18 protein-coding genes (1 of these 18 running past the window's edge) are annotated in these 18789 nt (G+C 64.6%); 4 read left to right on the top strand and 14 right to left on the bottom strand.

The genetic code is table 11. The features are described from left to right. Positions 1 to 12: 12 nt before the first annotated feature. Genes topA through gltX form a run of 6 tightly spaced genes read right to left on the bottom strand, consistent with a single transcriptional unit; the run spans position 13 to position 8210 of the window. Entirely contained in the window at positions 13 to 2712 is a 2700-nt protein-coding gene (gene topA / locus KSAC_RS07135; protein ID WP_102325630.1) for a type I DNA topoisomerase, read from the bottom strand. A gap of 46 nt (positions 2713 to 2758) precedes the next feature. Then, the gene (dprA, locus tag KSAC_RS07130) at positions 2759 to 3922 is read right to left on the bottom strand and encodes a DNA-processing protein DprA (protein WP_132304893.1); all 1164 of its coding nucleotides are present in this window, start codon (positions 3920 to 3922) and stop codon (positions 2759 to 2761) included. Beyond that, entirely contained in the window at positions 3919 to 4557 is a 639-nt protein-coding gene (plsY, locus tag KSAC_RS07125; protein WP_102325632.1) for a glycerol-3-phosphate 1-O-acyltransferase PlsY, read from the bottom strand. Before plsY ends, dprA begins: the two co-directional genes overlap by 4 nt. Next, a complete protein-coding gene (locus KSAC_RS07120; RefSeq protein ID WP_102325633.1) occupies positions 4554 to 5849 on the bottom strand; it encodes a dihydroorotase in 1296 nt (431 codons plus the stop codon). The genes plsY and KSAC_RS07120 overlap by 4 nt, the downstream gene beginning before the upstream one ends. Continuing rightward, positions 5846 to 6811, bottom strand: coding sequence for an aspartate carbamoyltransferase catalytic subunit (locus KSAC_RS07115; protein WP_132304891.1), 966 nt, complete (start codon positions 6809 to 6811; stop codon positions 5846 to 5848). The genes KSAC_RS07120 and KSAC_RS07115 overlap by 4 nt, the downstream gene beginning before the upstream one ends. Further along, positions 6804 to 8210, bottom strand: coding sequence for a glutamate--tRNA ligase (gene gltX / locus KSAC_RS07110; RefSeq protein WP_132304889.1), 1407 nt, complete (start codon positions 8208 to 8210; stop codon positions 6804 to 6806). Before gltX ends, KSAC_RS07115 begins: the two co-directional genes overlap by 8 nt. Positions 8211 to 8361: 151 nt before the next feature. On the opposite strand from gltX, the gene KSAC_RS07105 reads away from it, so the two are divergent. Continuing rightward, a complete protein-coding gene (locus KSAC_RS07105; protein ID WP_132304886.1) occupies positions 8362 to 10506 on the top strand; it encodes a ComEC/Rec2 family competence protein in 2145 nt (714 codons plus the stop codon). 142 nt (positions 10507 to 10648) lie between these two features. Here KSAC_RS07105 and nth read toward each other — a convergent pair whose 3' ends face one another. After that, entirely contained in the window at positions 10649 to 11359 is a 711-nt protein-coding gene (nth, locus tag KSAC_RS07100) for an endonuclease III (protein WP_132304884.1), read from the bottom strand. A 147-nt stretch (positions 11360 to 11506) separates the two neighbouring features. Between nth and KSAC_RS07095 the strand changes: the two genes are divergently transcribed. After that, complete coding sequence (locus KSAC_RS07095; RefSeq protein WP_132304882.1) at positions 11507 to 13291, top strand: ABC transporter ATP-binding protein; 1785 nt, start codon at positions 11507 to 11509, stop codon at positions 13289 to 13291. A gap of 11 nt (positions 13292 to 13302) precedes the next feature. On the opposite strand, the gene KSAC_RS07090 is transcribed toward KSAC_RS07095, so the two are convergent. From KSAC_RS07090 to hisB, 7 genes are read right to left on the bottom strand one after another with little or no spacing between them, the layout of a single operon-like run. Next, positions 13303 to 13680, bottom strand: coding sequence for a histidine triad nucleotide-binding protein (locus tag KSAC_RS07090; RefSeq protein WP_102325636.1), 378 nt, complete (start codon positions 13678 to 13680; stop codon positions 13303 to 13305). 29 nt (positions 13681 to 13709) lie between these two features. After that, on the bottom strand, positions 13710 to 14120 hold the full coding sequence (locus KSAC_RS07085) for a phosphoribosyl-ATP diphosphatase (protein WP_102325637.1): 411 nt from the start codon (positions 14118 to 14120) through the stop codon (positions 13710 to 13712). A gap of 29 nt (positions 14121 to 14149) precedes the next feature. After that, positions 14150 to 14911, bottom strand: coding sequence for an imidazole glycerol phosphate synthase subunit HisF (gene hisF, locus KSAC_RS07080; protein WP_110547800.1), 762 nt, complete (start codon positions 14909 to 14911; stop codon positions 14150 to 14152). Next, positions 14911 to 16266, bottom strand: a complete 1356-nt coding sequence (gene hisA / locus KSAC_RS07075; protein ID WP_132304880.1) for a 1-(5-phosphoribosyl)-5-[(5-phosphoribosylamino)methylideneamino]imidazole-4-carboxamide isomerase — start codon at positions 16264 to 16266, stop codon at positions 14911 to 14913. Before hisA ends, hisF begins: the two co-directional genes overlap by 1 nt. Beyond that, on the bottom strand, positions 16263 to 16943 hold the full coding sequence (hisH, locus tag KSAC_RS07070) for an imidazole glycerol phosphate synthase subunit HisH (RefSeq protein WP_132304878.1): 681 nt from the start codon (positions 16941 to 16943) through the stop codon (positions 16263 to 16265). The genes hisA and hisH overlap by 4 nt, the downstream gene beginning before the upstream one ends. 8 nt (positions 16944 to 16951) lie before the next feature. Further along, complete coding sequence (locus tag KSAC_RS07065) at positions 16952 to 17332, bottom strand: hypothetical protein (protein WP_118962854.1); 381 nt, start codon at positions 17330 to 17332, stop codon at positions 16952 to 16954. Continuing rightward, the gene (hisB, locus tag KSAC_RS07060; RefSeq protein ID WP_118962855.1) at positions 17329 to 17925 is read right to left on the bottom strand and encodes an imidazoleglycerol-phosphate dehydratase HisB; all 597 of its coding nucleotides are present in this window, start codon (positions 17923 to 17925) and stop codon (positions 17329 to 17331) included. The genes KSAC_RS07065 and hisB overlap by 4 nt, the downstream gene beginning before the upstream one ends. Before the next feature lie 177 nt (positions 17926 to 18102). On the opposite strand from hisB, the gene KSAC_RS07055 reads away from it, so the two are divergent. Next, on the top strand, positions 18103 to 18690 hold the full coding sequence (locus tag KSAC_RS07055) for a nitroreductase family protein (RefSeq protein WP_132304876.1): 588 nt from the start codon (positions 18103 to 18105) through the stop codon (positions 18688 to 18690). Between the two features lie 34 nt (positions 18691 to 18724). Continuing rightward, a protein-coding gene (gene ubiM, locus KSAC_RS07050; RefSeq protein WP_132304874.1) for a 5-demethoxyubiquinol-8 5-hydroxylase UbiM crosses the window boundary here: on the top strand, positions 18725 to 18789 show its beginning. Its footprint extends 1117 nt past the window's final position; only the first 65 of its 1182 coding nucleotides appear in the window; its start codon is at positions 18725 to 18727; its stop codon lies beyond the right edge, outside the window.

Raw genomic sequence — 18789 nt, 5'->3', positions numbered from 1 at the left:
GCCGCTTCATGGTCAGCCAGCCTCGCCTTCGGTACTGGCCTTCTTGCGGGTCGTCGTCTTGCGCGCAGCCGGTTTGGCCGCTGTCTTGCGGGGGGCAGCTTTCTTCTTGGGTGCGGCCTTGCCTTCAGCGGTATCTTCGGCGCTGGCCTTTGTCTTGCGCGCGGCAGGCTTGCGGGTGGTGGTTTTCTTGCCCTTCGCCTTGAGCGGCTTGCCCTTTTCCTTCAGCAGGGTCAGGGCTTCCTCCATGGTGACATCATCCATTTCCTGCCCGCGCGGCACGGTCGCCACGATCGATCCATGCTGGATGTAGGGGCCGAAGCGCCCCTTGCGCACCAGCACCGGCTCGCCATCCTTGGGGTGGGGACCAATGGTGCGGATGGAAGCCAGTTTCTTGGCCAGCGCATCGACCGCGCGGTTCAGCCCCACCGTCAGGACATCATCATCCTTGTCCAGTGAACCATAGACCGCGCCCATTTTCACATACGGCCCGAAGCGGCCCAGACCGGCTTCGATGGATTCGCCGGTTTCGGGGTGGATGCCGACAATGCGCGGCAGCGACAGCAGGCCCGCCGCCTGTTCCAGCGTGATCGTATCCCCATCCAGTCCGCGCGGGATGGTGGCACGCTTGGGTTTGGCCTTCTTGTCCTCCGGGTCGGGTTCGCCCTGCTGCACATACAGCCCCCACGGCCCGCGACGGACGGTAATTTCCTCGTCCGTGCCGGGGGCCGTGCCCAGAACGCGCATGCCGTCCTTCAGCGTTGCCGCGTCTTCCCCTTCCTTGGGGTCGGCGACCAGTTTGCGCGTGTACTGGCAGGTCGGATAGTTGGAGCAGCCAATGAACGCGCCATAACGGCCCAGCTTCAGCCCCAGACGGCCGGTATTGCATGCCGTACACACGCGCGGGTCCTGCCCGTCTTCGCGCTGGGGGAAGAAATAGGGCGAGAGATCCGCGTCGAGCGCCGTAATGACATCGGATATCTTCAGGTCCTTGGTCTGATCCACCGCATGGGAGAAATCGGACCAGAACGCCGACATGACATCGCGCCAGTTGGCGCGGCCGCCGGAAATGTCATCAAGCTGTTCTTCAAGCCCCGCAGTGAACTGCGTATCGACATAGCGTTCGAAAAAGGACGTGAGGAAGGCCGTGACAAGCCGCCCCCGGTCTTCGGGGATGAAGCGCCGGTTTTCCAGTTGCACGTAGTTACGGTCGCGCAGCACGGTCAGGATCGAGGCGTAGGTGGAGGGACGGCCAATGCCGATTTCCTCCATCTTCTTGACCAGAGACGCTTCCGAATAACGCGGCGGCGGCTGGGTGAAGTGCTGTTCGGCCGTCACTTCGCCGCGCCCGATCGCATCGCGTTCGCTCATGGCGGGCAGCATGCGGTCCTGATCGTCGTCCGTCTTGGCGGGGGAATCGTCGCGCCCCTCGCTATACAGGCGCAGGAAACCGTCGAACGCGATGATGGAGCCCGTGGCGCGCAGGGTTGCGTGCTGCTGGCGGTCCGTGATGTCCACCGCGACCTGATCGAGTTCTGCGGACTGCATCTGGCTGGCGACCGAACGCTTCCAGACCAGTTCATACAGCTTCCGCTGCTCGGGCGAGAGGTAGCGCGCCATGTCGGCAGGCGTGCGGCGCACGTCGGTCGGGCGGATGGCTTCGTGGGCTTCCTGCGCGTTCTTGGCCTTGGTGGAATAGATGCGCGCCTTTTCCGGCACGTACTGATCGCCGAAGCTGTGGCCGATATGGCCACGTATGGCTGCAATGGCCTCGCCTGCCATCTGCACGCCATCGGTTCGCATATAGGTAATCAGGCCGACCGTCTCGCCGCCGATGTCGATACCTTCATACAGTTGCTGCGCGGTGCGCATGGCCACCTGCGCGCCCATGCCCAGCTTGCGGGACGCTTCCTGCTGCATGGTGGACGTGGTGAAGGGCGGGGGCGGATTGCGGCGGACCTTGCGGCGTTCGACCCTGGCGACACTGAAATCGCCAGCCTCGACGGCGGCCTTGGCGCGCATGGCGCCGGCTTCGTCATTCAGGTCGAACTGGTCAAGCTTGTGGCCGTCCAGATGCGTCAGCCGCGCGGTAAAGGGCAGACCAGCGGGCGTGGTCATGCGCGCGATGACGGACCAGTATTCGCGTGGTTTGAAAACCTCGATCTCGGCTTCGCGTTCGCAGATCAGGCGCAGGGCGACGGACTGCACACGTCCGGCACTGCGCGATCCGGGCAGCTTGCGCCACAGCACGGGCGAAAGCGTGAAGCCGACCAGATAGTCCAGCGCCCGGCGGGCGAGGTAGGCTTCGATCAGCGGGAAATCAAGTTCACGCGGATGGGCCATCGCCGTCTTGATAGCGCTTTTGGTGATTTCATTGAAGGTGACGCGCTGCACCTCGATGCCCTTGAGGAGGTTTTTCTCCTCCAGCATGGCGCGGACATGCCACGAAATGGCCTCTCCCTCACGGTCGGGGTCAGTGGCCAGATACAGATGGCGCGCACCACGCAGGGCCTTGGCAATGGCCGCGATCTGGCGGCTGCCGCGCTCATCGGCTTCCCATACCATGGCGAAGCCCTCATCGGGGCGCACGCTTCCATCCTTGGGCGGCAGGTCACGCACATGCCCGAACGAGGCAAGAACCGTAAATTGATCGCCCAGATACTTATTGATCGTTTTCGCCTTGGCTGGCGATTCGACCACCACGACGTCAGTCATTCTGTCTCCGGATCACGATTCTAAAACCTTGCTTCAATCCCTGCTGTCAGGCCGGGGGTGGACGGCGCACGACCATATCCCCCGGAAGGAATTCGATCGTGCCTGCAATCTCCATTTCCGACAGGACTGTCAGGACCGCTGCTGTGGAGAACTGGCAGCGCCGTACAAGATCGTCAACAGGTGATGGCGTGAAAGATAGAAATCCCTCCACTCTTTCGTGAATATCTTCTCCCTTCGCCGGTGTGGGCGGGACGGGGGTTGCCTGTGCCGCCGCGCCCTGCCTTGCCGGTGGGGCGGACGGTGGCCGTGACGGCTGGGGGTGGAGCGGGAAAAGGCTTCTTTCTTCCATGAATTCAGGAAGTTCGCGCAGGATGTCGCGCTCGTTTTCCGTCAGGATCGCACCCTGGCGCAGCAGGTCATTGCTGCCCCGGCAGCGCGGGTCGAGGGGGGAGCCGGGCACGGCAAAGATGATCCGGTCATAGTCCAGCGCCATGCGTGCGGTAATCAGGCTACCCGACCTGGGTGCGGCCTCAATGACCACGCATCCCAGCCCCAATCCGGCTATAAGCCGGTTCCGGCGCGGGAAATGGCGGGCCTGCGGCACCGTGCCCAGCGGCGCTTCGGTCACAACTGCGCCAGTGCGGGCAATTTCATCCTGCAGGGTGTGATGTTCCGGCGGGTAAGGACAGTCCAGTCCACCCGCGATGGCTGCGACCGTGCGGCCCGCTGTCATCGCCCCGCGATGGGCGGCCGCATCAATTCCCCGCGCCAGTCCCGATACCGTGTCCACTCCCTGTGCTGCCAGCAGGGCCGCAAGGCTTTCCGCCATGCGCATCCCGCCTGATGATGCGTTGCGTCCCCCGACGATGGCGACCATCCGACTCGCCAGCAGGGCGCAGTCGCCCAGCACGCTCAGCACCGGCGGCGCATCGTGCAGGCTGGCAAGGAGTGGGGGATAGCCCGGCTGGCCATGCACCAGCAGGTGGCCGCCCATGGCATGCAGGCGTTCAATTTCATGCAGCGCATCCGCGCGGGGACAGGGCATGCCCACCGTTCGGCTTATGCGGGTGGCACCCCGTTCAAGCATGTCCAGCGCGGATTGCGCGCTGCCATGGGTCTGGATAAGGCGACGGTAGCTGACCGGGCCGATGCCATCCGTTCGGGCCAGCCGCAGGCAGGCCAGGACCGTTTCGGCATCGGCGGGGGTCATGGCGTTTTCTGGCCGATCCTTGGTTCCGTGCCGCGCAACAGGCGGCTGATATTGGCATGGTGGCGGATCAGGATGACAAGGGCGATCAGCACGCCTGCCAGATAAGCGGGGGAGGAGAAATCAACCCGTCCCGGCCGGATCATGAGCAGCGGCATCGCCGCGAAGGCGATAATCGCCCCTGCCGAGGAAATGCGCGTGACCTTGGCGAAGATCAGCCACAGCGCGCAGCAGCACAGCCCCACGCCCGGCATCAGCGCCAGCACGCTGCCCAGCCCGGTGGCGACCCCCTTGCCGCCCTTGAATTTCAGCCATACCGGAAAGCAGTGCCCGAGCACGACACAGATTGCAGCTACGGATTCCGCGGCCAGCGTATGGAAGGGGCACAGCACGAAGGCGCAGAAAACGGCGAATGCCCCCTTGGTGCCATCCAGCGCCAGCGTGGCCGCCGCCAGTCCCTTGCGCCCGGTGCGCAATACGTTGGTTGCTCCGATATTGCCCGATCCGATCTTGCGGATATCCCCGTTACCGGACAACGCGGTCAGCACCAGCCCGAAGGGGATGCTGCCAATCAGGTAGGACAGGAACGCAACCCCGGCCATAAGCGGCAGGTCATAGGTGGGGATGCCGTAGATCATGCGGCCTGCGCCCCGAATACGCGCTGGCCGTTTTTCCACGTGCCAACCACGCGGCCTTCCAGCGCACGTCCGTCGAAGGGGGTGTTCTGGGCCTTGCCGGGCAGTTCGCCCGCCCGCACGATCCAGCCGCTATCGGGGTTGAACAGGCACAGATCCGCCGCCTGTCCCGTAGCCAGCGTGCCCGCATCGCTGCGCAGCAGGCGGGCAGGGCGGTGGGTCAGCAGGCCGATGGCGTCAGACATGCCCAGATTGCCCGCATGCACCTGCGCCAGCGTGACCGCCAGCAGGGTGGACAGTCCCGTGCCGCCAGCGGACGCCACGGCAAAGGGCTGGCGTTTGTCATCCGCGTCGCACGGCATGTGATCGGATGCGATGGCGTCGATCGTGCCATCCGCCAGCGCCGCACATACCGCCCTGCGATCCGCTTCCGCACGGAGCGGCGGCGACAGCTTGGCATAGGTGCGGAAGTCACCGATGACTGTTTCGTTCAGGTCAAAATAGGGCGGTGCCGTATCGCAGGTCACATTTACGCCATCGGCCCTGGCCGCCCGGATCAGGTCGAGGCCCTCAGCCGTGGAGACATGGCCGAAGTGCAGCCGCCCGCCCGTCATGCGCGCAAGGCGGAGGTCGCGGGCGATCAGGATCGCTTCAGCCGCCGCCGGAATGCCGGGCAGGCCAAGCCGTGTGGCCAGTTCCCCATCGGTGGCGCACCCGCCACGGGCAAGGGACGGGTCTTCGGGATGCTGGACAATCAGCGCGCCGAAACCTTTGGCATAGGTCAGCATCTGCCGCATCGTACGGCTGTCCGCAATGGCGTGCGGCCCATCGGTAAAGGCGATGGCCCCGGCTTCGGCCAGAAGGCCGATTTCCGCCATTTCCTTACCTGCGCATTCCCGTGTCAGCGCGCCATAGGGCAGGATGTCGATCATGCCGGTTTCTTCCCCGCGTGCGCGCAGCAGGCGGGCAAGGGCCGGATTATCGATGGTGGGGCTGGTGTTGGGCAGTACGGCAATGGTGGTGATGCCGCCCGATACGGCTGCCCGCGCGGCGGAGGCCACGGTCTCCCGGTATTCAAAGCCGGGTTCCCCGATCGTCACGCGCATGTCCACAAGGCCGGGACACAGGACAAGCTGGTTCTGCCCGTCGATGATTTCGGCCCCATCGGGCGCGCCTTCGGCCCCCGGCAGGTCGGTGCCCGCGATTACGCCGTCACGCACCAGCAGCCGTCCCGCCCGATCCAGACCGGAGGCCGGATCGATCAGGCGGACGTTTTCAAACAGGACAGGCTTCATGCGCCGTCTCCCCCGCGTGACAGGATGTCCAGCACCGCCATGCGCACGGCCACCCCCATTTCCACCTGTTCACGGATCACGCTCTGGTCGGAATCGGCAACGCGGCTGTCAATTTCCACGCCCCGGTTCATCGGGCCGGGATGCATGACCAGCGCATGTGGCTTCGCCAGCGCGAGGCGCTTGTTATCCAGCCCGTAGAAGCGGAAATATTCGCGCGCGCTGGGGACCTGCGTGCCTTTCATGCGCTCGCGCTGCACGCGCAGCATCATGACCACGTCCACGCCGCGCAGGCCGTCTTCCATCGTATGGTGTATGCTTACGCCCAGCGCGCCGATCGCACCGGGCACCAGTGTTGGCGGCCCTACCACGCGCACCTGACAGCCCATGGCGGTCAGCAGGTGGATGTTGGACCGTGCGACGCGGCTGTGGCTGACATCGCCGCAGATGGCGATGGTCAGCCCCTCGAACACGCCGAAATGGCGGCGGATGGTCAGCGCGTCCAGCAGGGCCTGCGTGGGATGTTCATGCGTGCCGTCACCGGCATTGACCACACTGGCCTGAACCTTCTGCGCCAGCAGGGCGGGTGCGCCGGACTGGGAATGACGCACGACCAGCAGGTCGGTATGCATGGCGTTCAGCGTCGCCGCCGTGTCCAGCAGGGTTTCCCCCTTGTTGACCGAGGAACTGGCAACCGTCATGTTCACCACATCCGCCCCAAGCCGCTTGCCCGCCAGTTCGAAGGACGTGCGCGTGCGTGTGCTGTCCTCGAAAAACAGGTTGATGAGCGTGCGCCCGCGCAGCAGGTCGCGCGGGGTTTTGCGCGACCGGTTGAGCAGGGTGTAGTTTTCCGCAAGGTCAAGGATGGGGGTGATGCGGGTGGGATGCATGCCCTGCACGCCCAGCAGGTGACGCGCCGGGCGTGTCAGGAACACGTTGCTGCCATGGGCGTTGCGATCACTCATGGGCGGCGACCGCATTGATGCGCGCAAGCACCTCGTCCCGCCCCAGCGCGACCAGTGTGTCGTCAATGCCGGGCGACATGGTGCTGCCGGTTACGGCGGCGCGCAGCGGCTGCGCCACCTTGCCCAGCTTCATTTCATGGGTTTCGGCAAACTGGCGCAGGGTCGCGTCGACCGTTTCCCTGGTGAACGGTTCGGCGGCCTTCAGCGCTTCGGCCAGCCTGCCCAGCATGGCACGATTTTCAGGGGTGAACTGCTTTTCTGCCTTGGCATCAAAGGAAAGCGGCAGCGAGCGGCCAAGGAAGGCGGCATTGTCCGCCAGTTCCACCAGCGTCTTCGCACGTTCCTTCAGGCCGGGCATAAGTGCGAGCACCTTGGCGCGCGTGGCGTCGGATGTATCCACACCTTCCATCGCCGCAAGGCGTTCCATCACGTCACCGGTCAGCCGTTCATCATCGGCCTGACGCAGCCACACGCCGTTGATGTGCAGCAGCTTGGCGTAATCCATGCGCGACGGTGAGCGGCCGACGCCATCAAGGTCGAACAGCCTGATCTGTTCTTCCCGCGACAGGATCTCCGCATCGCCATGGCCCCAGCCAAGACGCAGCAGGTAATTGTTCAGGGCTTCGGGCAGGTAGCCCATTTCCCGGAATTCCACCACCGACTGCGCGCCGTGACGCTTGGACAGCTTGGCGCCGTCGGGACCGTGGATCAGCGGCAGATGCGCGAAATGCGGCAGGTCCCAGCCCATGGCGCGATAGATCATGGCCTGACGGAAGGTGTTGGTCAGGTGGTCATCGCCACGGATGACATGGGTGATGTCCATGTCATGGTCATCGACCACCACGGCAAGCTGGTAGACCGGGGTGCCATCGGCGCGCAGGATGATCATGTCATCCATTTCCGCATTGGCTACGCGCACGTCGCCCTGCACCAGATCATGAATGATGGTTTCCCCTTCACGCGGGGCCTTGATACGGACGGTATAGGGGGTGTTGGCTGGTGCTTCGGACGGGTCGCGGTCGCGCCACATGCCGTTGTAACGCGGGGGACGGCCCTCGGCCATCGCCTTCTCGCGCATTTCCTTGAGTTCATCCGCCGTGCAGTAGCAGCGATAGGCCAGCCCCTTTTCCAGCAGTTCATGCGCCACTTCGGCATGGCGCGCCTGCCGTGTGGACTGGAAAACCGGCTTTTCATCAGATTCGATGCCCATCCAGGCGAGGCCGTCGAACAGCACATCGACCGCTTTCTGGGTCGAGCGTTCGCGGTCGGTATCCTCGACGCGGAGCAGGAATTTGCCGCCGTGATGGCGGGCATAGAGGAAATTGAAAAGGGCGGCACGGGCGTTGCCGATATGCAGCAGGCCGGTGGGGCTGGGAGCAAAACGCGTACGGACAGTCATGAGCCGGCTCCTTAGCATGTTTTCGGCCTGCTGACAGGGGGCAGTCTGGCGTGTGCCCCCTTTGCGCCGGTAAGGTGTGTATTCCGGCCACGCATTATTACGGGGGTTCTTCTGCCGCGCCAGTCCAATGCCCGTCACGAATGGCCGCCGCATGGTTGAATTGCGCGCCCTGCGTGTGGCACTCGCCGCATGGCTTTGGCAGCGGCATGGCACTTTCATCGTGTGGCTGCCGGTATTTCTGGCGGCGGGCATCGCCCTGTATTTCGCCCTGCCGTGGGAACCGGCGGGCATGGCGGCGCTGGGGGCAGGGATGCTGGGTGCAGCCTGCCTGTCCGTGCGTCTGCTGTGGCCCGCGATTCTGCCGCTGCGCATGGGGTGTGGCGTGCTGGGGGCGTGCGCGGCAGGCTTTGCGCTGGCTTGGGGGCAGGCGCATATGCAGCCCGCTTTTCCTGATCTGCCGCGCCGGGCTGTACATGTCTCCGCCCGCGTTGTGGGGGTGGAAGGGCAGACCTTGCGCGATGGCACGCAGGCCACCCGCCTGCTGCTGGCGGATGCGCGGTTCGGGGACGGTATCAATATCGGCATGCCCCCCTTGCGGCGCAGGCTGCTGCTCCGCCTGCGGGCGGACGATCCTGCCGTGGTGGAAGCAGGTGATCGCGTGTCGGTTCAGGCATTGCTGACGCCACCGGCTTTCCCGGCAATACCCGGTGGTTATGATGCCCAGCGGCGGGCATGGTTTGACGGGCTGGCGGGGTACGGGCGGGCACTGGAACCCGTAAGCTGCGTGCATGGACACGACCGCGCAGGCGTGCAGGGTGCGATCAGCCATCTGCGGCAGGTCATGGCCCGCCGGATTCGTGCGGTCCTGCCCGGCCCATCGGGCGCTGTCGCGGCTACGGTTCTGGTGGGATGGGACGGTGCGATTGATGGCCCCACGCGCGCGGCTTTTGCTGATGCGGGTCTGGCCCATCTGCTGGCGGTGGCGGGGCTGCATCTGGCCATCGTGATGGGGCTGGTGATGGCTGTAACCCGCATGGGGCTGGCGCTTGGGGAGCGGGCGGCCCTGTTCTGGCCATGCCGGCAGATCGCGGCGCTGTCCGCGTTGCTGGCCGGGGCAGGGTATGTGCTTGTCACCGGCAGTCACCTGCCGGCCCTGCGCAGTCTGTTCATGGCAACGCTGGCGATCGGTGCGCTACTGGCGGGCAGGCGGGCGTTGTCCATGCGCAGCCTTGCGGTGGCGGCTGGCGTATTATTGTGCCTCAACCCTGAAAATGTGGCCGAACTGCCGCTGCAGATGTCCATGGCCGCCGTTATGGCGCTGATCGCGGGGTTTGAGGCCCTGCGCCCCCTCCTGTCGGGCTGGGAACAGGCCGGGTCATGGTGGCGGCGGGTCATGGCGCGGCTGGCCCATCCGCTTGCAGCCAGCGTGCTGGCGGGCGGGGCATGCTTTCCGGTCGGCATGGCGCATTTCGGTGCCGTGCAGCCATGGTTCGTGCTGGCCAATCTGGTGGCCGTGCCGCTCATGTCGATATGGATCATGCCATGGGGGCTGGCATCGTTCATGCTGATGCCCGTGGGGCTGGAAAAGCTGGCGCTGGTGCCGATGGGCTACGGCATCGGGGTGGTGGAATGGCTGGCGCGGCATGTCGCCAGCCTGCCCGTCGCCCGGGTGATGGTTCCGGCAATGGATGCTGTCTGGCTTGCTGTTTTTTTCGCCGGGTTGTGCTGGCTGTGCCTGTGGAGCGGGCGGGTGCGGCTGATGGGGGTCGTGCCCATTGTGCTGGCCGTGGCCTCCCCGTGGGTGACGGCGCGGCCTGTCGGCATGGTCTCCCCCGATGCGCGCATGGCGGCGCTGGTATCGGATGGCAGGCTGCTGACCGGTCCGGGCGCGCATCCTGATCCGTTCATGCTGCGGGAATGGCAGCGTGTGACAGGACTGTCGGCGGGACTGCTCCCCCCCGACGGAAGCGCAGGGGGCGTGTCCTGCCGGAGTGGTGGGTGTCGGCTTGAGGGGGCTGGCGGTGATATCGTGGCGGTTCTGGCCGCACATGGATCGGACAGGGCGATGTGTCAGGGGCGTGGCGTGCTGGTGAACCTGTCGGGCATGTGGGGGTGTCCGGGCATGCTGCTGATCGGACGGTTCGATGTCTGGCGAAACGGAGCTTACGCCATCTACAACAGGGGCGCCCACGGGCTGGCGATCTATGCGGACAGGCAGGAACGGGGCGACCGGCCATGGGTGATGCGCCCCGGTGGGACAGGCATGCCGAACCTGCCAATGGCGCAGGCGGAATAGGATGGAGGTGCCGGGGCAAGACCGGCTGCGGCACCGGCAGGCCCATCAATGGCTTTTTTTCGGGTTATGGGCAGTCTGTTGCGGGCAGGACGCGGCAGGTTAAGGACTTCGGTAACAGAGGCCGGAGGTCACGCGCCTTGTTTCAGCCTGCCGTCGCGCCACCCGGTCCGACCGCGCGCAGGTCATCCTTCAGGCGGTACTGGCAGGGGTCATAGGCGGGACAGCGCCAGCATTCGGGCTTGCGGGCCTTGCATACATAGCGCCCGTGCAGGATCAGCCAGTGATGGGCAGGGCGCAGCATTTCGGCGGGTATGCGCCGGACAAGCTGGTCTTCCACCGCCCGCGGGGTCGTGCCCGGCGCAAGCCCCGTGCGGTTGCCGATACGGAAGATATGGGTATCGACCGCCATCGTGCTGTCCCCGAACGCGACATTCATCACCACATTCGCCGTTTTGCGGCCTACGCCGGGCAGGGATTCCAGCGCTGCACGGTCACCGGGCACCTGACCGTCAAAGCGTTCGAGCAACTGCCGCGACAGGGCAACGACATTATGTGCCTTGGTCCGCCACAGCCCGATGGTGCGGATATGTTGCCCAACCTTTTCTTCCCCCAGTTCCACCATCGCCTGCGGGTTTGGGGCATCGCGGAACAGGGCGACTGTGGCCCTGTTGACCGAGGCATCCGTCGCCTGTGCCGACAGCACCACCGCGACCAGCAGGGTATAGTCATCCACGAAATTGAGTTCACTGGCGGCATCTGGATTGGCTGCGGCCAACTGGCTGATGAAGGTGCGCACTTCCGCCAGTGTCATGGCACGGCGGGCAGGTCTGGCGCGGCTGGCGGGTGTTTTCATCGGAGGCTCGCTGGAAGGATCACGCCACATTGTGTGGCGGGGCAGTAATAGGTGCAAATCGCCACAGGCTCAATTTCCGTTACCGGCCTTGCACCCGGCGGGGGCGGCGGCTAGTCGTTCCAGCCCCTGCGATATGGCATGGTGGCAATGATATCTTTCTTCTCCCGCCGGGAAACCGGACGACATGAATTTTCCGATGTGCTGGGCTTTGTCTGGCGCAGGTGGCGCGCGCATCCGGCCTGTCTGGCATGGACGCTGGTGGGGATCGGCGGGGCCACGGTTGCGGATGTGACGATGCCGCTGCTGGCGGGCTGGCTGGTCAGTGACGTGTCGCATCCGGCGGAAGGGACAGCGCTGCATCATGTTGCGTGGGATGTAGCGGGCCTGACCTTACTGGGGCTGCTGGGTATCGGGGCGCGGCGCATGGCGTATGTCTCCATCTCGCACCTGACATCAAGGGTCATGACCGGCATCGTGACGGAGGCATTTGCGCGCGTGCAGCGGTTTTCCAGCGAATGGCACGCCAGCAATTTTGCCGGTTCCATCGTGCGGCGCATCACCCGGGGGCTGGGGGCGGTCGATACGCTGGGCGATACGCTGCTGCTGATGCTGGTGCCGGAAATGATGGTCCTGTGCATTACGACTGCGGTGCTGGCCTTTCACTGGATGCTGATGGGTCTGGTCCTTGCCGTCGGGGCCGTGGTCCTGGTCGGGCTGTCGGTCGTGCTGACCCTGCATTACGTGACGCCGTCCGCCCGGCTGGCCAATATGTGGGATACGCGGATGGGGGCTACGCTGTCCGATGCGGTGACATGCAATGCCGTGGTCAAGGCATACGGGGCCGAGGTGCGTGAGGATGCCCGGCTGGCATGGGTTGCGAACCGCTGGCGCCAGCGCATGCTGCGTTCATGGCTACGGGGCACCAACAGCGCCAATTTACAGAATTTCGCAGCCCTGATCATGCGTATGATGCTGATTGCGGGTATTGCCCTGTTATGGATGCGCGGGCGTGCCGGACCGGGTGATGTCGCCTATGTGCTGACGATGATGTTCGTCATACAGGGCTATCTGCGGGATATCGGACAGCAGATTTCGGTCGTGCAGCGTTCGGTCAACGAGATGGGGGAACTCGTCGCCCTGTTTCATGCGAAGCCGGAGGTCGCGGACAGACCCGGTGCCGGTGCGCTGCTGGTGACGCAGGGGCATATCCGTTTCACGCATGTAGGCTTTGGCTACGGACGTCACCATGCCAGACCGTTATTCGAGGATCTGGATCTTGATATCGCACCCGGCAGCAAGGTTGCCCTTGTGGGGCCATCGGGTTCGGGCAAGACCACGCTGACCCGGCTGCTGCAGCGGCTGTATGACGTGCAGGCGGGGTGCATAACCATCGATGGCACGGATATCGCCACTGTCACGCAGGCCAGCCTGCGCGGGCAGATCGCCATCGTCCCGCAGGAACCGCTGCTGTTTCACCGGACCATTGCCGAAAACATCGCCTATGGTCGGCCAGACGCCACGCCTGCGGAAATCGCCCATGCGGCCCGTCAGGCCAATGCAGCCGATTTCATCGACCGCCTGCCGCGCGGTTACGCGACGATGGTGGGCGAACGCGGGGTCAAGCTGTCCGGTGGGGAACGCCAGCGCATCGCCATCGCCCGCGCCTTTTTAAGTCAGGCGCGGATCGTCATCATGGATGAGGCGACATCAAGTCTCGATTCCCATTCCGAAATGCTGGTGCAGCAGGCGATGGAACGCCTTATGGCGGGACGCACGGTGCTGGTCATTGCCCACCGCCTGTCCACCGTCATGGGACTGGACCGCATCATCGTGTTCCGTCAGGGACGGGTGTGCGAGGATGGAACCCATGCCGAACTCATGGCCCGGCATGGGGGAATCTATCGGGAACTGTTTGAAATCCAGTCCCTGTAGGCAGGCGGCTGTCAGCCCGGCAGCATGGCGCCCAGCGCCTTGCCGCCAAACAGGTGGACATGGAAATGCGGCACTTCCTGTCCCGCTTCCTCGCCCACGTTGGACAGCAGGCGGTAGCCACGGGTTTCCAGCTTCAGGTCCCGCGCGACAGTGCCAAGTGCGCGGGTAAAGCCCGTGATTTCAGCTTCAGATGCGTTCTGGCTGAAATCGGCAAAGGAGACATATGCCCCCTTGGGAATGACCAGAACGTGGACCGGCGCCTTGGGTGCGATGTCATGGAAGGCGAGGGCGTATTCATCCTCATACACCTTCTTGCATGGCAGTTCGCCGCGCAGGATACGGGCAAACACGTTCTGCGGGTCGTAGGGACCGATGCCGCTTACGGCCATGAGCTTTTTCTCCTGTTGCAGTGTGAAAATCAGGCCAGCGGGTCGCGGGGACGCGAAGCCTTTTCGGCCACGCCGCTGACCCCTTCGCGCCGTTGCAGTTCGGCCCACACATCAGCGGATTTCACGCCTGCATCCACCCACATCACGATCAAGTGGTAAAGCACATCCGCACTTTCGCTGACCAGTTCGTCACGGTTGCCCGCGACGGCTTCGATCAGGCATTCGACGGCTTCCTCACCGAATTTCTGTGCAATCTTGCGCCGACCGCGCGCCAGCAGTCGCGCGGAATGACTGACCGACGGGTCCGTGCCCCGGCGGGATTCCACAACATCGAACAGGCGGTCCAGCACATCGGGTGATGCCGGGGCGACGGCTTCGGGCTTCGGCGCGGCTGCGGCCTTGGCCGGGGCGTTCTTGCGGGATTTCTCTGGCTTGGCCATGGAATGCTCCGATAGGCGGGAAAAGGGAATCAGGTGGTCTGGCGAACCGGCAGACCGGCGGAGGCAAGTGCCTGCTTGACCTGCGGAATGGTGAACTGTCCGAAATGGAACACGCTGGCGGCCAGCAGGCCGGTGGCGCCCGCTCGCGCGCCTTCGACAAAATGGTCCAGTTCCCCAACGCCGCCGGAGGCCACGATGGGAATGCGGACCGCCGCGTTGGCCGCGCGCAGCAGGTCAAGGTCGAAGCCCTTGCCGGTACCGTCGCGGTCCATGCTGGTCAGCAGGATTTCACCCGCCCCGCGTTCGGCCACTTCCCGGCACCAGTCGATCACGTTCCGCCCGGTGGGGGTGCGGCCACCATGGGTATAGACTTCCCATGATCCGTGGCCGTCGCTGCGCGCGTCAATGGCCACCACCACGCACTGGCTGCCGAATTTCTGCGCGGCCTCACTGACCAGTTCGGGGCGCGACACGGCGGCGGAATTCATGGCGCATTTATCAGCACCCGCCAGTAGCAGGCGACGCATGTCGTCCGTGGTGCGCACGCCCCCGCCCACCGTCAGCGGCAGGAAGATGCGTTCCGCCGTGCGGCTGACCACATCCAGAATGGTATCGCGGTTTTCATTACTGGCCGTAATGTCAAGAAAGGTCAGTTCATCCGCGCCCGCCGCGTCATACACCGCGGCCTGTTCCACCGGGTCGCCCGCATCGCGTAACGAGACAAAATTGACGCCCTTGACCACCCGGCCATTTTTCACATCCAGACAGGGGATGACGCGCAGCTTCAGCATCAGGCCAGAACCCGCAGGGCTTCGCTCAGATCAATGCGGCCATCATACAGCGCGCGGCCCACGATCACGCCTTCAATTCCGGGCGCACGCGCGGTTGCGGCCCGCAGTGCTTCCAGATGCGCAAGCGTGCCCACCCCGCCACTTGCGATGACCGGAATGGACAGGGCATTGGCCATATCCGCCGTCTGTTCGATATCGATGCCCGTCAGCATGCCGTCGCGGCTGATTTCGGTAAAGATGACGGCCGCCACACCGGCATCCTGCATGCGCAGGCCCAGCTCAACGGCTTTCATTTCCGATGTTTCAGCCCAGCCTTCGGTTGCGACCTGTCCGCTGCGGGCGTCGATGCCCGCCACGATCCGGCCGGGGAAAAGACGGCAGGCTTCGCGTACCAGTTCCGGGTTCTTGACGGCGACGCTGCCCAGAATGACACGGCTGATCCCGGCGTTGAGCCATTTGCCGATGCTTTCCAGATCGCGCAGGCCACCACCAAGCTGCACCGGAACGGATGCGTTGGCGATGATCGCCTCGATGGCTTCGGTATTGGCGGAACGCCCCGCGAAAGCCCCGTTGAGGTCAACCACATGCAGCCACGAACAGCCCGCATGGATCCATGCCAGAGCCTGCGCGCCGGGATCATCGGAATAGACGGTGGCGTTATCCATTTCCCCACGGCGCAGGCGCACGCAGGTGCCGTCCTTGAGGTCGATGGCGGGGTAGAGTGTCAGGCTGTGTCCGGTCACGGGGGCATGTCCTGCTGCAGGAATGGGGGTTGAGGCATCCTGCGGATGGGCGGGTACGATCCGCTCGTCATCCTGCAGGCGTTTGGTGAAGAACAGGCCACGGACGGTACGGCCGTCCATGCGCGCATAGCTGGGGTGGGTGCCCCAGTGGTGGAACCCGCAGCGGCGGAACAGCCGCAGGGCTTCGGTCTGGGTTTCGCGCACGTCAAGGTTGATGATCTGGTAGCCCATGCTGCGTGCGCAGCTTTCCACCTCGGTCAGAAGCAGATGGCCCAGACCCAGCCCGCGTGCGTAGGGCGCTATATAGAAGTGCATGAGCGTGGCACTCATGGCCTGCGCTTCATTATTGCGTGGCGGGCGGACAAGCTGGGCCGATCCGACGATCATGTCATCCAGCCGCGCCACGAATATCTGCCGTTCGGGCACCAGCAGCACGCCACGGAAATAACGCTCCAGAGTCTCCCGCGGGGGCGGGGCCAGCCAGCCGAATCCGCCGCCCTCAAGTATGGCGGCGTTTGTGGCATCGCACAGGGCATGCAGGTCATCTTCGTGCATGTCCTGCAGACGCTCGGCATGGATGGCACCGGCAGGCACCACGTTCCGCCGGGTCATGGCGTGCCATCCGGCGTCGGTGTCCAGCGGAGGAAGTTCGACAGGATACGCAGCCCCACGCCCTGACTCTTTTCCACATGGAACTGCGTGCCCGCCCGGTTGCCACGCGCCACGATGGCGGGAACCGTGCCGCCGTAATCGGTAGTGGCGACCATGTCCGTCGGGTCGTAATCCGCAAGGGCGAAGGAATGGACGAAATAGCCATGTGCGTCCGCCGCCAGCCCTTCGGTCAGGGGATGGGCGCCGGGTGTGAATTCAAGCTGGTTCCACCCCATCTGCGGCAGGCGCAGGTCCGGCACGTCCATCAGCCGGATTTCACCGGCGATCCAGCCGAAACCGGGCGTTACCCCATGTTCGCGTCCGCGCTCGGCCATAAGCTGCATGCCCACGCAGATGCCAAGGAAGGGCACGCCGTTATCGGTCGCCTCCACAATGGCGTCACGCAGTCCCGTCTGCGCGGCAAGCCCGCTTGCGCAGTCGGCAAAGGCGCCCTGACCCGGCAGCACGATCCGGTCAGCCCGGCGTACGGCCTGCGGGTCCGCCGTTATGGTGACTTCGGCATCAAGTCCGCTATCCTGCGCCGCGCGGGCAAGGGCGCGCGCGGCGGAAGCAAGGTTGCCACCATTATAGTCGATCACCACGATGGACTGGGTGCGGGAGGATACGGGCGCGGGCATGGGATGCCTCATGTTACGGAGGAAACGGAGCGGGCCGGATTACGGTCCATCCAGCGCAGCAGGGCGGCCCGGCGGTCGGGGGCATACACGCCACGGATGGGCCTGTAGCCCCGCAGGCGCAGTTCCCACTGCCGGAGGTCGGGCGTGCTGAGCGCCAGAAACAGATGCATACCGCCCAGCAGGGGCAGGGCGATGCCGAGGGGGGCGAATATGCCGACCAGAACGCTTGCCCCACCCGCCAGCAACCCACTGACCGGGCAGCCCCGCAGTAGAAGCCCGACCCAGCCGCACAGCAGGACCAGCCATGACAGCCGGCTAGCTACCATGACCGGTTCGGATGTCTGGCCTTCGGTCCGCCGGGGCGGCAGCAGGGCGGCATAAAAGATCACAGGCTACCCTTGGTGGAGGGGATGATGCCGCCCGCACGCGGGTCGGCTTCACTGGCCGTACGCAGGGCGCGGGCCAGCGCCTTGAAGGCGGCTTCGGCAATATGATGGCAGTTATGGCCCGCACGCTGGATGACATGCAGGGTCACGAGGGCGCTCATGGCGAAGGCGCGGAAAAATTCCTCGAACAGTTCCGTATCCATTTCCCCGATCTTGTCACGCCCGAAGGTCACGGACCATGCAAGGAAGGGACGGCCGGAAATATCGATCACCGCTTCGCACAGGGCTTCGTCCAGCGGCACTGTGGCGCTGCCATAACGGCGGATGCCGCGCTTGTCCCCGATCGCCTGCGCGAAAGCCTTGCCCAGCGCGATGCCCGTATCTTCCACCGTGTGGTGGTAGTCGATATGCAGGTCGCCCCTGGCCGTAATGTCCAGATCGCACATGCTGTGGCGGCCAAGCGCCGTAAGCATATGGTCGAAAAAGCCGATCCCGGTATCGATGCGGGTCCTGCCCGTACCATCAAGGTTGATGGTGACGGTAATGTCGGTCTCGCTGGTGGCGCGGTGGACCGTGGCTGTGCGTGGGGTGTTCATGACCCCCTTCTACAGAAGCATGCAGCCGGAATCCATACCGATCCGCCTGCGCGCCCCTGCGTTCCGGCGGGGTGGATATTGGCATGGCCGGCCTTCTGCGGCATGTTGTCGCGTCATCGCGCCTGCCGTCAGGACACGGACTGTCAGCAGGTAGCCAGATAGTCAGGGAACGACCACATGGCATCGCTCGATCTTCTTCTGTCACGTTTTTCCACGGATGCTCTGGTGGAGCCGGCACCGGCCGGGGGCGTGCTGGAAAGCATTCTGTCCACCGCCATGCGCGCGCCCGATCACGGCAAGCTGCGTCCGTGGCGCTACGCCATCGTGCAGGGGGATGCCCGTCTTGAACTGGCGCAGCGCGTCGTGGCCAGCATGAAGCGGCTGGACCCGGACGTAGCCCCCGCCAAGATCGAGAAGCGTCTGTCGCGTTTTTCCACCATGCCCATGACCATCGTGCTGGGTATGCACCTGCGTCCCGAGCATAAGATTCCCGTGCTGGAACAGGAACTGGCGGTCGGTGCGGCGGCCATGAATATCCTCAATGCCCTGCACGCCACGGGCTTTGGTGGCGTATGGGTCAGCGGGGATGTGGCGTATGACCCGGAATTCGCGGCGGAACTGGGTTTTCGTGCCCCGCATAAACTGGCGGGCTTCCTGTTTGTTGGTACCCCCAAGGCCGATGCCGCAGGTCCCACGCGCCGCCCGGTTGACGGCTACGTTGCCCAGTGGACGGGAAAGCCCGTCCAGTTCGGCGCAGATACATAAGTAATGAAAGCACGCGGACAGGAACGGGCAATCAATGACATATCATGATGTAACCATAATGGGCGGTGGACCAGCAGGTCTTGCCGCCGCCCTGTCGCT

Source organism: Komagataeibacter saccharivorans, from assembly GCF_004348195.1.
Lineage (GTDB): Bacteria > Pseudomonadota > Alphaproteobacteria > Acetobacterales > Acetobacteraceae > Komagataeibacter > Komagataeibacter saccharivorans.
Note: the sequence above shows the minus strand (reverse complement) of the source record. Positions and strands in the feature narration are given on the sequence as shown.

What these genes read in the sequence shown, in the direction of transcription:
- topA (WP_102325630.1), bottom strand. Translation starts at nt 2,712, where the DNA reads ATGACTGACGTCGTGGTGGTCGAATCGCCAGCCAAGGCGAAAACGATC.
- dprA (WP_132304893.1), bottom strand. Translation starts at nt 3,922, where the DNA reads ATGACCCCCGCCGATGCCGAAACGGTCCTGGCCTGCCTGCGGCTGGCC.
- plsY (WP_102325632.1), bottom strand. Translation starts at nt 4,557, where the DNA reads ATGATCTACGGCATCCCCACCTATGACCTGCCGCTTATGGCCGGGGTT.
- KSAC_RS07120 (WP_102325633.1), bottom strand. Translation starts at nt 5,849, where the DNA reads ATGAAGCCTGTCCTGTTTGAAAACGTCCGCCTGATCGATCCGGCCTCC.
- KSAC_RS07115 (WP_132304891.1), bottom strand. Translation starts at nt 6,811, where the DNA reads ATGAGTGATCGCAACGCCCATGGCAGCAACGTGTTCCTGACACGCCCG.
- gltX (WP_132304889.1), bottom strand. Translation starts at nt 8,210, where the DNA reads ATGACTGTCCGTACGCGTTTTGCTCCCAGCCCCACCGGCCTGCTGCAT.
- KSAC_RS07105 (WP_132304886.1), top strand. Translation starts at nt 8,362, where the DNA reads ATGGTTGAATTGCGCGCCCTGCGTGTGGCACTCGCCGCATGGCTTTGG.
- nth (WP_132304884.1), bottom strand. Translation starts at nt 11,359, where the DNA reads ATGAAAACACCCGCCAGCCGCGCCAGACCTGCCCGCCGTGCCATGACA.
- KSAC_RS07095 (WP_132304882.1), top strand. Translation starts at nt 11,507, where the DNA reads ATGATATCTTTCTTCTCCCGCCGGGAAACCGGACGACATGAATTTTCC.
- KSAC_RS07090 (WP_102325636.1), bottom strand. Translation starts at nt 13,680, where the DNA reads ATGGCCGTAAGCGGCATCGGTCCCTACGACCCGCAGAACGTGTTTGCC.
- KSAC_RS07085 (WP_102325637.1), bottom strand. Translation starts at nt 14,120, where the DNA reads ATGGCCAAGCCAGAGAAATCCCGCAAGAACGCCCCGGCCAAGGCCGCA.
- hisF (WP_110547800.1), bottom strand. Translation starts at nt 14,911, where the DNA reads ATGCTGAAGCTGCGCGTCATCCCCTGTCTGGATGTGAAAAATGGCCGG.
- hisA (WP_132304880.1), bottom strand. Translation starts at nt 16,266, where the DNA reads ATGACCCGGCGGAACGTGGTGCCTGCCGGTGCCATCCATGCCGAGCGT.
- hisH (WP_132304878.1), bottom strand. Translation starts at nt 16,943, where the DNA reads ATGCCCGCGCCCGTATCCTCCCGCACCCAGTCCATCGTGGTGATCGAC.
- hisB (WP_118962855.1), bottom strand. Translation starts at nt 17,925, where the DNA reads ATGAACACCCCACGCACAGCCACGGTCCACCGCGCCACCAGCGAGACC.
- KSAC_RS07055 (WP_132304876.1), top strand. Translation starts at nt 18,103, where the DNA reads ATGGCATCGCTCGATCTTCTTCTGTCACGTTTTTCCACGGATGCTCTG.